Source organism: Verrucomicrobiia bacterium (assembly GCA_023953615.1).
GTDB lineage: Bacteria > Verrucomicrobiota > Verrucomicrobiia > Limisphaerales > JADLHS01 > JADLHS01.
On record JAMLJH010000001.1, the window covers coordinates 324,071 to 340,595 of the forward strand.

Below are 16,525 nucleotides of genomic sequence, written 5' to 3' on the forward strand. Positions count from 1 at the left end.
CCAAACCATCAGGCGATCATTCGGCGTTGGCCAAGGTGACCGGAGCGGCGGCGACAGTGAATTCTGACTGAGGCGCATCCGAAGCCGAGGTTCGGACGCGCTCGGAGCCATGTTCTTTGGCAATCAACACGTAGATGGCGGGAATTACCAGCAATGTAAAAATCGTGCCCAACGCCATGCCGGCGACAATGATCAGGCCAATTGAATTCCGCGCGGCGGCGCCTGCGCCCGTCACCAGCGTGAGGGGAAAATGACCGCACACCGTGGCGATGCTGGTCATCAACACCGGGCGCAATCGCGTCAAAGCCGCCTCCTGCACGGCCTCCATTTTGGTTTTTCCCTGTCGTTGCAACTCGTTGGCGAATTCCACGATCAAAATGCCGTTCTTGGAAACCAGCCCCACCAGCGTCACCAAACCGACTTGCGCGTAAATGTTAAACGTGGTGGTCCAACCATCCGTCCAGAAACTCAAATTGGGATTGGGAAATTTGAGGAAGCAGAAAATCAAAGCACCAAACATGGCCAGCGGCACCGAACCCAGGATGATGATGAGCGGGTCGCGGAAGCTGTTGAATTGCGCGGCCAGGACCAGAAAAATCAGCACCACCGCCAGCGCGAACGCCGGCAGGAATTTATTGCCTTCGGTGCGCAGTTGGCGGGATTCACCGGTATAATCCAGCGTATAACCCTGCGGTAAAATCCGTGCGGCCTCCGTTTCAAAAAACTTGAGCGCCTCATCCAGCGGGCGAATCGGCACGGCGGAAATTTTCACCGCGTTAAGTTGTTGAAACCGATTCAATGAACGCGGCGTCGCCTTCTTTTCCAATCGCGCAAAGGTGTTGATCGGCACCAAGCGGTCGCCCGGTCCCTTGACGTAATAGTTTTCCAACTGATCGGGATTCAGCCGGTCGCCCCGTTTTAATTGTGGAATCACCTTGTACGCGCGACCCGCCAGATTGAAACGGTTGACGAAATTCCCGCCCATCAACGCCGCCAAATCCGCGCTGACCGTTCGCTGGTCCAGCCCGAGCGCCGCCACCTTGTCGTGATCAATCACCAGTTCCACCTCCGGCTGATCCACCTTCGTATCAATGATGGGGGGAAAGGCAAACATACCATTGGTGGCCGCCTGACTTTGCAGTTGTTCCACAAACTGTAGTATGGTTTCCGGTTCAGCCGTCGAACAAATCAACACTTCCACCGGAAAATCGCCGCCCCCCGGCAGGGCCGGAGGCGTTACCATCATCGTCCGGATTCCGGTCACCTGGTTCACGCGCGACTGCACCTCGGGTATGAGTTCGAACACCGTGCGTTGACGGGCGCTCCACGGTTTCAAGACCAGACCGCTCACGCCGTTGTCGGGCAGCGTGATTTGAAAACTGCGGTCGGCTTCCGGAATCTTGAAAAACTCGCGATTCACGGCGTCCGTGTAGAACGCCGTTTGATCAATGGCCGAATCGGCCGGTCCTTCGACGATGCCGAGCGTGACTCCCTGGTCCTCGGCGGGCGCGAGTTCCTTGGGCGAAAGCATCAACATGGGAATGGTGGCCAGCGACAGAGCGATCCAAATCACGTAAACCGCCGGACGCGCGTTCAGGGTCAGATTCAACACCCGGGCGTACTTGCGGCGCAGCCAGTCAAAGCCGTGATTGATCCGTCCCGTCAACCCTTCCTCCTCGCGTCCGCCGCCGCGCAGCAGCCTGGCGGACATTACGGGGGAAAGCGTCAGCGCCACAATGCCGGAAATAAAAACCGCCCCGGCCAGCGTCAGCGCAAATTCCTGGAACAGCGAACCGGTCAACCCTCCTTGAAAAGCGATGGGCGCATAAACCGCCACCAGCACAATCGTCATGGCGATCACCGGCCCGACCAATTCCCGCGCGCCCAGCAACGCCGCTTCCACCGGCGCTTTGCCTTCGCGCACATGGCGCTCCACGTTTTCCACAATGACAATCGCGTCGTCCACCACCAACCCCACCGACAACACAATCGCCAGCAGCGTGAGCAGGTTCAGTGTGAAACCAAACAACTGCATCAAAAACACCGCGCCAATCAGCGAGATGGGGATGGCCACCAACGGAATCAGCACCGAACGGAAGGACCCCAGGAACAGAAAGATCACCACCGCCACGATGATCAAAGTTTCCGTCAACGTGTGGATCACTTCATAAATGGCGTCGTGGATGTACTCGGTGGCGTCGTAGGCAAAATGCCCGGTCAACCCCGCCGGCAGCTCCTGCGTGATGGCGTCCATTTCCGCATGTACCCGCTTGATCACGTCGAGCGAGTTGGCGTTCGGCAGAACCCAGATGCCCATGAACACCGCGTGCTCGCCGCTGAAGCGCACGGCGGAATCATAATCTTCCGCGCCCAAGACCACGTCGGCCACGTCCCGCAACCGCACCAACGTGTCGCCGGATTGGCGCAACACGAGATTTTCGAATTCGCGCACGCTGCGCAAATCCGTGTTGGCGGTCAGGTTCACCTGAATCAGCGCGCCTTTGGTGTGACCCACGGCGGAAAGAAAATTGTTCACCGCGAGCGCCTGGCGCACTTCATCCGGATTGATGCCATAAGCCGCCAGTCGCTCCGCTTTCAACCAGATGCGCATGGCAAAGGTGCGTCCGCCCAATATGTCGGCGCGCTGGATCCCTTCGAGCGCGGCAAGCCGCGGCTGCACCTGGCGCACCAGATAATCAGTGACCTGATTAGCCGCCAAAATTTCCGAGGTGAAGCTCAAGTAAGCCGAAGCGAATTGCGTGTCCGCCGATTCGATATTGATGATGGGCACTTCGGCCTCGGGCGGCAGGTCCTTGCGCACTTGATCCACCTTGGAGCTGATTTCCGCGAGCGCCTTGGTGGCGTCGTAATTCAACTTCAAGCGCGCCGTGATGGTGGACAATCCCAGTTTGCTGATGGATTGCAGATACTCGATGCCATCGGCGGCGGCGATGGCGCGTTCCAACGGCTGCGTAATAAACCCGCGCACCAATTCCGCGCTCGCGCCAACGTAAACGGTCGTGACCGTGACGGTGGCGTTCTCGCTCTTTGGATATTGCCGGACGTTCAGCGTCTTGATGGCTTGTAAACCGGCGATCAGGATCAGCAGGTTGACCACGACCGCGAGCACCGGTCGGCGGATGAAAATGTCGGTAAAAGACCTCATGCGAATAAGTCGCGGCGGAGTTTAACTATCGGCGGGATCGGGGTGCGACTTGGGCGCGGGCGCCAGATCGTTGTTCTCCTCCACCACCATGCCGTTGCGCAGTTTGAAAACGCCGGAAGTCACCACGCGTTCCTCGGGTTGCAGACCGTTGAGCACGATTACGAAATCACCTTGCGCGGCGCCAAGTTGGACAAACCGCTGACGCACCACCAGCCCGCCGGCGTTGTTGGTGTTCGATTCGACCACGTACACCGAATCACCATACGGCGCGCTCAACACGGCGGTCACGGGGATGAATAAAGCCTGGCGTTCGTTCGGCAGGAGGATTTGCACCCGCGCAAACATGCCGGGGCGTAACCGTTCCCGCTCATTGGCGCAGGTGGCCTGTAATCTTACACTGCGGGTGACGGCATCCAGATCGGGATTGATGGCCGTCAACGTGCCGGCAAATTCCTGGTCCGGATACGTATCGGTCGTAACGCGCACCGGCAATCCAGTGGTCAGACGCGCTAATTCCTGTTGCGGCAACGAAAAATCGGCATACACCGGTGCGAGCGATTGCAGTGAGACGATCGGCTTCCCCACGTCCACGTATTCGCCAAGATTGATCTGCCGGATGCCCAGCTTGCCGGCGAATGGCGCGCGAATCACCTTCTTGGCAATGGTCGCCCGCAACGCGTCGGCATTGGCCTGCTTCAATTTCAAATCGGTTTCCGCCTGATCAAACTCGGCTTGCGAAACGGTATCCTCCGCGCGCAAATTCCGGTAGCGTGCCAGATTGGTTTGCGCCCATTCCACCTGCGCTTCCAAGGCGCGTAGTTGCGCCGCTTCCGTCGTGGTGTCCAGTTGCACCAGCAGGTCGCCCTGACTCACGATTGCGCCGGATTCAAACTTGATCTCCGCCACGGTGCCGGGAATTTCCGCCGTCAAATGTACGCCTTGCACCGCGGTAATGGAGCCGACCGCCGAAAGCGTGTCGCGCCATTGATCCGTCTTGACGGCCGCCGTGGAGACCACTTCCGCCGGCGGCTGATAGGATTTGCCAAAGGCGATGAGCGTCTGGATTTGCAACACCTTGATGATCGCCAGACCGCCGACGATCAAAGCGACCAACAACAGTGCGGCGAGAATTTTCTTGATCATACTTTTGGTAATAAGGGACTGGCTGGCCGGATCCGATCGGGTGACTCAGGCCGGAACGGACCCTAATCTGGTGGCCGGGCTGCGCTTGGCTCAGTCGGGATAGCCCGTTGGATATTTTTTATGCCACGCCCAAGCGGTGGCCACAATATCTTCCAGCGTCGGATACCGGGGTTTCCATCCCAACTCCGCCCCGGCTTTGTCGGCGGCGGCCACCAACTTGGGCGGATCGCCCGGACGCCGCGGTTTTTCCACCGCCGGAATTTTTTTTCCGGTCACTTGCTCGCACATCTGGACGACTTCCCGCACCGAATAACCGTCGCCGTTGCCGAGATTGTAAAAACCGGTTTTCCCCGGAGCCAGTCCCAGAATATGCGCCTGCGCCAAATCCGCAATGTGAATGTAATCCCGGATGCACGTGCCATCCGGCGTCGGATAATCCGTGCCGTAAATCTCGCACTGCGGCGCCTGGCCCAGCGCCACTTTGAGCACGTTGGGAATCAGGTGCGTTTCGATGCGGTGATGCTCACCAAACTTTGCGCTCGCGCCCGCCGCGTTGAAATAGCGAAACGCGATGAATTCCAAGCCATGCAGCCGTTGGTACCATTGCAGCATCTTCTCGAACATCAGTTTGGACTCGCCGTAGGGATTGATCGGGCGTTGCGGCAAATCCTCCGCCATTGGCACGCGATCCGGCGGACCGTAGGTGGCGCAGGTGGAACTGAAGACAAATTTCTTCACCCGCGACGCGACCGCCGCGTCCAGCAGGTTCAATCCATTCGCGACGTTGTTACGAAAATACTTGGAGGGATTCTGCATGGATTCGCCCACCAGCGCATTGGCCGCGAAATGTAAAACCGCTTCCGCCCCGGAATCCGCGACGGTTTTGGCGATCAATGCCGCATCGCTGAGGCAGCCCCGGACAAACGTGGCGCGCGCGTCCACCGCCGAGCGGTGTCCTTCGGAGAGATTGTCGAAAACGGTCACGGCATGACCCGCGTCCAGCAGACTTTCGACACAAACCGAGCCAATGTAACCCGCGCCACCGGTCACCAACACATTCATGCGAACACCATACTGATGAACCTCCGCCCGGCTCAATTCGGAAATCGCATCCGCGCCATTTCCACACGAACATGTCTGCGTTCCGACTTCATTCCCAAGCACCAACCCGGTAACGTCGGCGCGTCAAAATCGGCGCGCGATGATCATCACCCTGAAGCTTATGCAACGAAAATTCAGCCTCGCTCTTGGCTTGTTGACCCTCGGCCTGCTCTACGCCAACGCCGAAGTGAAACTCGGCAATGAAATGTTGGCGCAGCGGGGCTTTCGTCCGTTAGCAGGCAAGCGCGTCGGATTGATCACCAACCCTTCCGGCGTCAATCGGAAGTTGGAAAGCACCATCGAGATTTTGCGCCGCGCCCCGGACGTGAATCTCGTCGCGTTGTTCGGTCCCGAACACGGCATTTACGGCGATATTCCCGCCGGCGACAAAGTCACCAGCCGCACGGATGAGCGCACCGGTCTGCCGGTTTATTCGCTCTACGACAAAACCCGCAAACCCACGCCCGAAATGCTCCGGGGACTCGACGTTTTGGTCTATGATCTGCAAGACACCGGCTGCCGCTCCTACACCTTCATCAGCACGATGGGGTTGGCGATGGAAGCCTGCGGTGCCGCCGGCGTCGAATTCGTGGTGCTGGACCGGCCCAATCCACTCGGCGGCCTGCGCGTCGAAGGCCCGCGGCTCGAACAGGAAAATCAGCGCTCTTTCGTCAGCCAATGGGATGTGCCGTACGTCTATGGTCTGACTTGCGGTGAACTGGCGCAAATGATCAACGCCAAGGGTTGGATCACCAATCAATGCCAACTCACCGTCATTCCGATGCGCGGCTGGAAACGCGCCATGGTCTGGGCCGATACCGGACTGCCGTGGGTGCCGGCATCCCCGCACATTCCGCACGGCGCCTCGCCGTTGTATCAAGTCGCCACCGGCATGTTGGGCGAGATCGGCGGGGTGAACATCGGGGTCGGTTACACTCTGCCCTTCCAGTGCATCGCCGCCCCCGGAGTGAACCCGCACGCCCTGGCCGAAGCGCTGAACCATTACCAACTTCCGGGCGTGTATTTCAAACCCGTCACGTTCAAACCCTATTACGCCGCGTTCAAAGACCAGATGGTTGGCGGCGTGCAACTTTACTTCACCGATCCCGCCCGGGCGCCGCTTACGCCCATCAATTTTTACGCGCTCGAAGCGTTGAAGACCGTGGCCGGACGCGACCTGTTCGCCGAGGCGCTCAAGGCCGGCAAGAGTTTCGCGATGTTCGACAAGGTGAATGGCACGGATGCTTCACGGCTGGCGCTCCAACGCGGAAGGTCAGCCGCCGAGATCGTAGCAACTTGGAAAGCTGGTGAGGAAAAATTCCGTCAGGAACGGAAGCCGTTCTTGCTGTATTAAAGCGCGTTAAGTCAGGGCCGCGCCACAAAATCCCCGCGCCGACAATCAGTAAGGGCAGAATAAACAAAAGGCCCAAGCCCATCAGCGTGAAGCGCGATATACGCGTGGGCTTTCTCCAACGCCGCCCGATGATGCATCCCGCCCAAACCGGCAGCAAGCAGACCGCGCCAAATCTCCTCAAGCCTTAGCCGGAACGATGCAGTTGGTCCAGGTGGAACGGCCAACTTGGCCGTTCTGGGCGGCAACTTGCCGCCCAGTCGAGCGCACGGAGATCGCACCCCATTGGGTTCGCACGCTTGGCGTTCGGCGATCGGGCTGGTAGCCCGTCCGAACGGGCCAGTGGCCCGTTCCACCCCAACTCCAATCGGATCGTTCCGGCTTAGTACCGCGGCAATTTGGGATCAATCTCTTCGCTCCAGACGTCGAGGCCGCCTTTGACGCTTTTCACATATTTGAAGCCTTGTTGGCGCAGGAAATCCACCGCCGCCAGCGAGCGATTGCCAATTTTGCAAATCAAATAGTATTGCTGATTCGGATCCAGTTCGGTGAAACGTTGCCGCAACTGGCTGTACGGCAGGAGCGGCAGGCTGTCCACCTTGACGATTTCCGTTTCGAATTCCTCGCGAATATCGAGCACCTGGATGTTCAACTTGGGATCGTCCAACGCCCGCTTCATCTCCTGCACCGTCACCTCGTCGGGATTGACGCCGGGAGCGGCGGGCACCGAGGGCAATCCGCAAAATTGGTGATAATCAATTAATTCGGTCACGGTGGGGTGCTCGCCGCACAGCGGGCATTGCGGATCGCGCCGCAGCTTAAGCTCGCGGAACTTCATGTCGAGCGCGTTGAACAGCAGCAACCGGCCGATGAGCGAATTGCCCTTGCCGAGGATCAGTTTGAAAATTTCGGTGGTTTGAATGCAGCCGATGATGCCCGGCAACACGCCGAGCACCCCGCCTTCCGCGCAACTCGGCACCATGCCGGGCGGCGGCGGTTCGGGATACAAACAGCGATAGCACGGCCCGCCCAGATGCGGCGCGAACACGCTGGCCTGGCCTTCGAAGCGGAAGATCGAGCCATAAACATTCGGTTTCTTGAGCAACACACAGGCGTCGTTGGTGAGGTAACGCGTCGGGAAATTGTCCGTGCCGTCCACCACGATGTCGTAGGGCGCGATGATTTCCATCGCGTTGCTCGAACTGATGGTGGTTTCGTGCAGCATGACTTCGGTGTTGGGATTCAGCGCCTGAATGGTTTCCTTGGCGGACTTCGCTTTGGAACGCCCCACGTCGGCGTCGGCGTGCAGAATCTGGCGCTGTAGATTCGAGTAATCCACCGTGTCGAAATCCACGATGCCCAGCTTGCCGATGCCGGCAGCGGCGAGATACATGGCGATGGGCGACCCCAGTCCACCGGCGCCCACGCACAACACGCTGGCGGCTTTGATTTTCTTTTGTCCGGCCAAACCGACTTCGGGCAGGATCAGATGCCGCGAATAACGGCGGATTTCGTCATTGTTCAAGCTCATAAATCAACACGGGGCGAATCGAATGAGATTCGGGCTTATCAGCCTAGGAGAGTGCGCGGAGAAATCAAGTCGCGCCGTGAGCTTATTTGGTTGAGTGTCACCAACCAATGCGAGTCGTGAATCCGTCGCGGCTGCGTGCAAATGAAAAACGCCTCCCAGCCAAGCAAAGCCGGGAGGCGTTGACGCAAATCCTGTAGCTTCGATTTAACGCACCCAAACCGCCCGATAGTAACGGTAGGAGCGCGTGTTGATCAAAGTGGGATCAGAAATGCTGACCGCAGTGCCGCTCAACGCGGGGATATCCTGCAACACCTGCCAGATGTCTCCAGCAGTCAGGCCATCGCGATACTCCACCCGATAGTGCAAACCGGGAGTGCCCTGGCTCAAAACAACCGTGGCCGTGGTGCCGCTCACCGTCAAGGCGATGGTCGGAGGTTGCACGGCAAATGCCAGGCCGTGATTCTGCAGCACCGCGTCCGGAACAATGCTGTCGTAAACCGTGATGCGATGAATGGTCCCCACCATTGGTTCGCCGAACAAAGCGCTGTTGCCCAGAACCCCGACCTCATTAGGCAGGGTGAAACCACTGTAAACGTCGGTTTTGGTACCCGCCAAAACCCCATTAACATAGGCCTTCACCGTCGTCGTGGTCGAGTCCCAGACGTAGGCCACATGCGTGGACGTGGTAGGTGAAGCCACCGCCGGAGTGAACGAGTAATCTTCAACTCCACTTACGGAGAAACCGAGCTGCCCCGTGGCCGGAGAGAGTTGATACATCAAGCGGCTGTATGGATTATTCTCTCCGTAAGCCAACGTCGAGCCGGCTTGCGCCGCGGGATCACCCTCCAGAATAAACTCCATCGTGGCGTCTCCCGCACTGCCACCGAACCAAAAATTCACCCCGCTGTCCCCGGTGAGAATAAGCGGTGCCAGCAGGCGGGCGGAAGCGGCCAATCCGTCCTGAGCGCTGGTTTCAATGGCTTCGTCGTACGCGTTCAGGGCCGGTTGCGCCGCCGCGAGGAAGGCCTGGCCGTGCTCCCGGATTTTTTCATCGGTCAGGATGCTGTCGTAAACGGTGACCCGGAAAATGGTACCGACCATTCCTTGATCCCCCAACAAGCCGTCGCCGGTCGGCAACGCAAAGCCCGGGTCCACCTCCGTGGTTTCACCGGCAAAGGTGCCATTGATATAAACTTTCATCGTGGTCGCAGCGGCATCCCAAACATAAGTGACGTGCGTCGGCCAGTTGGGCGAGGTGACCAACGGACTAAACTTGTAATCAGCCACGGCGCGTTTGGTAAAACCAAGCTGCCAGACCGCGTCCCATTGCGAATAGCGCAGACTATGGCGAAACACCAGAGGCTCCCCGCTCAGGTCACTCGCAATCGCGGTGCCGGCGCGTGGATTAGGATCGCCTTCCAGGATGAATTCCATGGTCCCGGACCCGGTGTTCGCGCCGAAATTAAACGGCGTGCCGGTGCCGCTGGCCGCAACCAGACTGGTCAGTTTCGCGATCGGTTCGAGACCATTGCCACCATCGGCGGTAATGGCCGCATCATAGGCGGTGAGATCCGGTTGCACCCGCAAGGTCAACTCGGTGTACACACTACCCAACGCATTTTCAGCTTCCAACCGGTAGAGCGTCGAGTTGGCCGCTGAAACACTGACTTGCTCCAGGCCGGTATAATCAACGCCATTCACCGTCACTCGCGTGGCATTCTGCACCTGCCAACTGAGCGTAACGGGTTGGTTGGGGGCGGCCACTGCGGGCGTTGCCGTGAACGAGTCGATGATTGGCGGGGCCAGTAAATCGGCGAAGCTCTTGGCGTGAGTCAGAATGGTTTCATCATTCAACAACGTATTATACGCCGTGACCCGGTACACCGCGCCGTACATTGGTTCCGCTCCGTCATAGCGGCTGCCCAAGGTGCCGGCGCCATGCGGCATGGCAAAATTCGCATCAACGCCGGTCTTCGTGCCAACCCAAACGCCATTGACATATATTTTCATGGTGTGGCTCGTGGCATCCCAGGTGTAAGTCACATGGGTTGGCAAACTGGGTGAGTTTGCCCCCGGCGTGAAGGCGTAATCAGCCACGGCCGTTTGGGTAAAGCCCATTTGTCCGGTGTCATTCCATAGCTCGAAACGCAAGCTGGAAAGTTGGTTCTCACCGACGGCCAACCAGGAACTGTTGTTGGCGGCGGGATCGCCTTCCAGAATGAACTCCAGAGTCGCATTGGCGGGGTTATCTCCGAAATCAAAAGCTGTTCCCATACCCCCATTCAGAATCACGGTCGAATTCATGCGCGCCGTGGGAGTGGCGGTGGTGTCGCTCGTAATGAGCGCGTCGTATGCGGCAAGCGCCGGGCGCACGTGCGCTCCGAACGCACTCGAGTGGCGGCGAATCGCGCCATCCGACACGATGCCGTCATAAGCCGTCACCCGATAAATCGTTCCAGTCATGGCTTCCGCACTCGTCGCCCCGCTGCCACCCAACCAACCTTGGCCGGAGGGCATGGCGAAAGCGGCGCTGACGCCCGTCTTGGTACCGGCCAGCTTCCCGTTGACGAAGATTTTCATCGTCAAGGTGTCAACATTCCACACGTAAGCTATGTGGGTATCTTCCGCCGGCGACGGCACCGCGGGCGTAAAGAGGTAATCCGCCACACCGCCCTGAGTGAAGCCCAGTTGTTCCGTGTCGGGATACGACTCGAACACCAGGCGGCTGACCGGAGTTTCACCCACGGCCAGATAAGAACTCACGCCAGCGGCCGCGTTGCCTTTCAGAATGAACTCGATCGTGGCGCTGCCCGAGTTGTAGCCAAAATAAAAGGGGCTACCTCCGGTCCCGGTGAGCACGACCGGTTCCGTGAGCATGGCAATCGGATATAGCGGCTCGGTAGCACTCAGTGAATCCGCCGCAATGGCGGCATCGTAAACTTCCAGCGGCGTTTGCGCCACCGCCGTGCTCAGCAGTGCGGTCGCAGCCGCCGCTCCCGCCAGCGAGCGCGTGATGCGCGAGAACAGTAATGTAGTCTTCATAAGGCGATTGGTTGAATTGTTGAACCGGTTTTCGTTTGAACGATCCGACCTGCTTCTAGCAGTTCCGTTTGGTTGAGTAAATAAAAATCCATCTCCCTGCCAAAATGATTCTGATGAATAAATGGGGACGATCTGAAAAAATTCAGGTGTCTTTCAATCGGAGCGTTGGTTAATCTCGCTCCCGCATGAACATCCAAGTAGCCGTGCTGTGCGATGCCGCCACCAACGACAACGAAAAGCTCAGTCTGCTCGGCGCGTTCGACACGATCTACGCCCGCGAGCTACCGGCCATCCACCCCCAATGCGCCGTGGCGTTGCGCATCACCTTTTCCAGCGCGGATGAAGGCAGCCACCAATTACGCCTGAACTTCGTGGACGCCGACGGACGTTCCATCATGCCCCCCCTGGATTTTCCCGTGGAAGTTTCGCTGCCGGACGATCTGCATTTCGGCACCCGCAACTTCATCCTCACCATTCAGCAACTGAAATTCGACGCGCCCGGGGTGTACTCGATGGACGTGATTTACGATGGCCAGGTGCGCACCAATATACCACTGCTCGTGCGACACGTTCCCACCCCTTCAGCGTAACACGGCTTCAACGGGGCCGCGCTCAATTGAGCGCGGAGATCATATCGCGGATGAGAATTGGGCGAAGCGTATCCCTCAGCGGCGCGGAGCTGGCCGGGCACTGCGATAATTCCCGTTCGCGTATTTCGTGTATTTCGCGGTTCTATTTCCCTGGAAGAGACGCGTTCCACCGTGTCCCTGATCAGTTGGAGACGACATGGACCGGTACAACGGCGATGGCGCAAGCGCATGGATAAAGCGAGTAGTCCATTGACAAGATGACAGGATGGGGACTGGAGGTCGTCCGCGAGGGCGCGAACGACGACCGCCACAGACGGAGATACGCAGCCGGGTTTTGAGTTATTTATGCAGCGCATCAACCACGGCTGGCCGGGATGCCCTTCTTGGAACGGCGGAACTTTACTGCCGCCAGCGTCCGTTGCAAACGTCTCGCAATCTCCGCGTCAGGCGCGGTTCCCAGCAGCGCGTCTTCTTCCGGTCGCCAATTCGGCGCGGCCTTTTGTACACTTGGAATGCGCCGCTTCGTCCGCGCCTGGCGGACGCTCTTCAAAGAATGTCCCGTCCGCTGCGCGACCTCCGAGTCCGGCAGTTTCCCCAACAACGCCAACTCATCAGGTTTCCAAATTTCATAATGCGTATTGTGGAAGGGAATGCCCAAGGCCAGACGTTTGCAACGCACGTTCTCCAAAGAACGGTTCACCAACGCCGCAATCTCCCGATCCGGCGCGGTACCGAGCAACGCGATTTCCGATTTCGTCCAGTGCCGATGGCGGGGATTGGGATTCCAAAGACCGAGGCGCCAACGGCGGCGACGCACTCGCTTCACGGAATAACCAAGCTTGCGCGCAACGGCTTCATCAGTGAGCTGGCCAAGCAACGCGTCTTCCTCCGCGGTCCAGGTGCAATACGCCGCGCCCGATTTGGCGTTCACCGGATTCGCGGGCGGGGTCCGGGAGTCACCCGAGACCCTGATCTTGATGACTTTGAACGCGGCATCCGGTTTAGCGCGGCCAAGTTGAATGCGGCGACCTTCGACCGCGGCGACCGTGCGACCAAACTTCCGTGCCAACTCGCCGTCCGGCATCGAACCCAGCAAGGCTTCTTCCTCCGGCGTCCACGGCCGCGCCTTGGCCTTCGGCGGAATGCCCAACCGCTTGCGACGCCACCCCACATTGCCCGGGCTGCGCCCCAACAGCAACGCGACCTCATGGTCCACGCGGGTGCCCAACACCTTGTCGTCTTCCGGACGCCAGTCCTTTTTCACACGAATGCGTTTATGGCCCCGGCGCGCCCGCACCGACTTGACCGAGCGGCCAAACTTCCGTGCCAATACCTGGTCCGGCTTCGTTCCGAGCAGCCGATCCTCCTCCAGCGTCCATTCCGGCCGTTGCTTCCGGACCTGGCCGCCGGCCAACTGGCGGCGACGCGTGTAAATCCGTTTGTAACTCCAGCCGAGAATAGCCCGCAGTTCCAGATTGGATTTGGTAGCGAACAACCGGGCGTAACGATCACGCGGCTCGCGTTCCATACGGAGCGGTTGCGGCGCGTGGCCGACCGCCGTTTTACCGAGGAATTTGCGCTGATCCCGGACGGCGCCGAGCGTGCGATTCAATTTCTCCGCCACTTCCCGGTCGGTCAACCTGCCGAGCAACGCGTCCTCATCCTTCGTCCACGGAAATTGCCGCGCGGAGCGTGGCTGATTCGACGCCGGCTCTGCCCCTTTCGATTTGGTCTGTAGAGCTTTCACTGCACCGCCTATCCTTACGGTTTCAAAATAACCTGCCGCAACCAGTCCGTGCCCCGCATCTTTGGCAAAATGACAAAAAATGGCAATCCCTGTTGCGCTCCAAGAGGCATCCCGTTAAAGTTGCGCCATGAAACTCCGTCGTCGCGAATTCCTGGGTCGAACTGCACTGGGATTGGCGGGCAGCGTGCTCGCGCCCTCGTTACTGGCCGATTCGCCCGCACCGCCCAAATTGTTTGCGCCCTATGAATCGGTGGCCATCGGCAAAACTAAACTACGCTTCTCGCGGGTGGTGCTCGGCACGGGCATGCGCGGCGGCAACCGGGAATCCAATCAAACCCGGATGGGTAAGGAGAAATTTGAGACTTTGATTCGCGAAGCCAATGATCGCGGCGTGAACACGTTTGATCTGGCCGACCTGTACGGCACGCATCCCTACGTGATTCCGGCGCTGCAAGGAGTGCAGCGCGACAAAATGAATTTGATCACCAAAATTTGGTTCAGCTCCGGCGGTCTGCCGGAAAAGGAGCGACCGGACGCGGACGTTTGCGTGGAACGCTTCCTGAAGGAGCTGCGAACGGATTACATTGATCTGCTCCTGTTGCACTGCGTGACCTCGGGAAAATGGCCGGAAGAACTGCGTCGGCAAATGGACATTCTCGCCAAACTCAAGGAGCAGGGCAAAGTCCGCGCGCTGGGCGTTTCCTGTCACTCGCTCGCCTCACTCGAGGCCTGCATCAACGAGCCGTGGGTGGACTCGGTGCATACGCGCATCAATCCGTACGGCATGAGCATGGATGGGCCGACGGAGAAAGTGGTGCCGGTGCTCCAAAAGATTCACGCCGCCGGAAAAGGGGTGGTCGGCATGAAGATCATCGGCGAAGGCCGGTTGCGCGATGATCCCGAACGACGCAGTGAATCCATTAAGTTTTCGTTGCGCCTGGGTTGCGTGGACGTGCTGAATGTGGGCTGCGAATCCATCGCTGAAGTGGATGATTTGGCGGCGCGGATTAAAGTCGTGGAACGCCCCAGTTGAACCGCCCATTCCAACAACACCAGACCCAAGCGTCGGCTGGCGCCCTTCCCCTGCCCTTGTCTCCGTCGGGAAATGCCGCGTCGCCCCGAAGCGCCGCAGTCCAAAACCTCGCGGACATACTCCATTCGGACTCAGCTTGCATTGGTTTATGCCTGTTCTGCTTCGGCAGCTACAACCCTAATTAAACCGCTATAGCGAACCGGTCACGTCCAAGTTATCTGGCGTTGCGGAGGATGGGGAATTGGCGGTGTTCCAGTTTTCGATGCAGACTCCGATACAGCTCGCCCGCCACGCCAATTTGAATGAGCGTAACCAGCTGGCGCTCGGTGACCGTATCGAGCTGATGGGCATAGGTAAGCAATGTGAGCAGTCCAACCAGCAGGTCCGGCAACAACAGCACGCTGCTCAAGGTCAGCAGCAGCGCCAGCAGATAGCTCCGGCATTGCAACGAGAAATACAGCCCCGCCACCGGCAGAACCGCATACAGCACGATGAGTGATCCCATGCCCACGGGGGCCGGGCTGGTTTGCCCCTGCCAGTCACTGCCAAGATAAAGCCAGATGCCCAGCAACAAACCAATGGCGGGAAGGAACTGCCCCCAGATGCCGAGCAACCGGCCATTGATGATCTGGCGCACTCGCAGCGGCGAAACCAGCAGCAACTCCAACACACCGGTTTCGCGTTCGCGCCGGAAACTGCCGGCGGCCACCGTCGCCAGACTGAAGAGCAACAGCCCAGCCAGGATTTGATCCACAAAAGCCACCCGGCGGAAGAATTGGAGGTTATTCAGCATGAAGCCATAGACCGAGCCGACAACAGCCAGCCAGGTCCAGATCACCAGGCGGCCGCTCCACTGACGTCGTTCCAACCAGCCGAGTGGATTGCGTTCCAACAACCGCCGCATCCAACGTCGCAACAACTTCGTACCGACGATGGGCCGACAAAATGTCTGCTCCATTTTCTGCGTCACGCGCGAGGCGGGAGTGTCCCGCCAATTCCGGCGCAGACGGTTGCCCGCGAAGAGCAACGAGAAAATAAAGACCGCCGTGGAAATCACCGTCATGGTGCTGGCGACGTAGATGACCTGCGTTGGCTTGAATAACAATGGCGTGGCCCGGACGAAATCGTCGCCCGGCGTGGCCAACAATGAAAATCCGGTGAAGAAATCGTAGCTCGCTTGCGAATAACCCTGCTGCCAGGTCGAGAGCGAATTGATGCCGAGAAGCGCGCCAACCATCCAGGGGAACAACACGAAGCCGGCGCTTTCCAAAACCACCGCCAGCGTGAGCGCGCGATTACTGCCTCGCGACACCGACGAGGCCACGACGGTGAGCCCCAGGCTCCAGCCCGCCACGTTGGCCAGCACCAAAACCGTCCAGGCAACCAACAGCCAGTTGGTCCCGCCCAGCAAAATCGGAATCATCAACACCGGCGCCACCGCCAGCAACGCGGCCATCAACTGCACCGCGTGCGCGCCGACTTTCGCCAACACCAGCGCCACGGGTTTCAGCGGCGTGAGAAACAGCAACGCCAGCGTGCCTTCGCGGCGTTCCCGACTCAAACAGTCGCTGGCGGCAATGGGCACGAGCACCCAGACGGCGCAATACAAGGCGAAATGAATCCGCCGAAACAACTCGCCGCCCATGCCGGGCCGGGTCAGCAAATCGGCAACCAGCCAAAAGCAGCCCAAAGGCAGCGCGCCCGCCACCAGCACCCGGGTCCAATAAGTGAACGGCCGCCGGGCGTGTTCCCGCAGCTCGCGCGTCATCAAGGACCAAACACTCATGCCGCCATTGAAGAATTACACCGATCCAACCCGCT

General features: G+C 59.1%; 10 protein-coding genes. 3 read left to right on the top strand and 7 right to left on the bottom strand.

The genetic code is table 11. The features are described 5' to 3' along the window. Nucleotides 1–16 precede the first annotated feature (16 nt). The 3 genes from M9920_01210 to galE all read right to left on the bottom strand — a co-directional run bounded on the left by M9920_01210 (nt 17) and on the right by galE (nt 5,371). On the bottom strand, nt 17–3,166 hold the full coding sequence (locus tag M9920_01210; GenBank protein ID MCO5050908.1) for an efflux RND transporter permease subunit: 3,150 nt from the start codon (nt 3,164–3,166) through the stop codon (nt 17–19). A gap of 21 nt (nt 3,167–3,187) precedes the next feature. Further along, complete coding sequence (locus M9920_01215) at nt 3,188–4,309, bottom strand: efflux RND transporter periplasmic adaptor subunit (GenBank protein ID MCO5050909.1); 1,122 nt, start codon at nt 4,307–4,309, stop codon at nt 3,188–3,190. Nucleotides 4,310–4,399: 90 nt separating this feature from the next. Further along, nucleotides 4,400–5,371 (bottom strand): UDP-glucose 4-epimerase GalE, encoded by a 972-nt coding sequence (galE, locus tag M9920_01220; protein MCO5050910.1) that lies wholly within the window; start codon nt 5,369–5,371, stop codon nt 4,400–4,402. A gap of 160 nt (nt 5,372–5,531) precedes the next feature. Between galE and M9920_01225 the strand changes: the two genes are divergently transcribed. Continuing rightward, the gene (locus M9920_01225) at nt 5,532–6,764 is read left to right on the top strand and encodes a DUF1343 domain-containing protein (GenBank protein ID MCO5050911.1); all 1,233 of its coding nucleotides are present in this window, start codon (nt 5,532–5,534) and stop codon (nt 6,762–6,764) included. 379 nt (nt 6,765–7,143) lie between these two features. Here the strand turns inward: M9920_01225 and moeB are convergent, their stop codons facing one another. Together moeB and M9920_01235 are read right to left on the bottom strand one after the other, a co-directional pair. Beyond that, nucleotides 7,144–8,292 (bottom strand): molybdopterin-synthase adenylyltransferase MoeB, encoded by a 1,149-nt coding sequence (moeB, locus tag M9920_01230; GenBank protein MCO5050912.1) that lies wholly within the window; start codon nt 8,290–8,292, stop codon nt 7,144–7,146. A gap of 204 nt (nt 8,293–8,496) precedes the next feature. After that, on the bottom strand, nt 8,497–11,334 hold the full coding sequence (locus M9920_01235) for a hypothetical protein (protein MCO5050913.1): 2,838 nt from the start codon (nt 11,332–11,334) through the stop codon (nt 8,497–8,499). Nucleotides 11,335–11,519: 185 nt separating this feature from the next. Here M9920_01235 and M9920_01240 point away from each other — a divergent pair, with 185 nt between their 5' ends. Then, nucleotides 11,520–11,924 carry a hypothetical protein gene (locus M9920_01240; GenBank protein MCO5050914.1) on the top strand — a complete coding sequence of 135 codons (405 nt, stop codon included), beginning with the start codon at nt 11,520–11,522 and terminating at the stop codon, nt 11,922–11,924. 355 nt (nt 11,925–12,279) lie between these two features. Here M9920_01240 and M9920_01245 read toward each other — a convergent pair whose 3' ends face one another. Next, nucleotides 12,280–13,671, bottom strand: a complete 1,392-nt coding sequence (locus M9920_01245) for a hypothetical protein (protein ID MCO5050915.1) — start codon at nt 13,669–13,671, stop codon at nt 12,280–12,282. A gap of 127 nt (nt 13,672–13,798) precedes the next feature. Here M9920_01245 and M9920_01250 point away from each other — a divergent pair, with 127 nt between their 5' ends. Then, complete coding sequence (locus tag M9920_01250) at nt 13,799–14,704, top strand: aldo/keto reductase (protein MCO5050916.1); 906 nt, start codon at nt 13,799–13,801, stop codon at nt 14,702–14,704. Between the two features lie 214 nt (nt 14,705–14,918). Here the strand turns inward: M9920_01250 and M9920_01255 are convergent, their stop codons facing one another. After that, nucleotides 14,919–16,490: an ABC transporter permease subunit gene (locus tag M9920_01255; protein MCO5050917.1), complete on the bottom strand. Its 1,572-nt coding sequence runs from the start codon at nt 16,488–16,490 to the stop codon at nt 14,919–14,921. Nucleotides 16,491–16,525 lie beyond the last annotated feature (35 nt).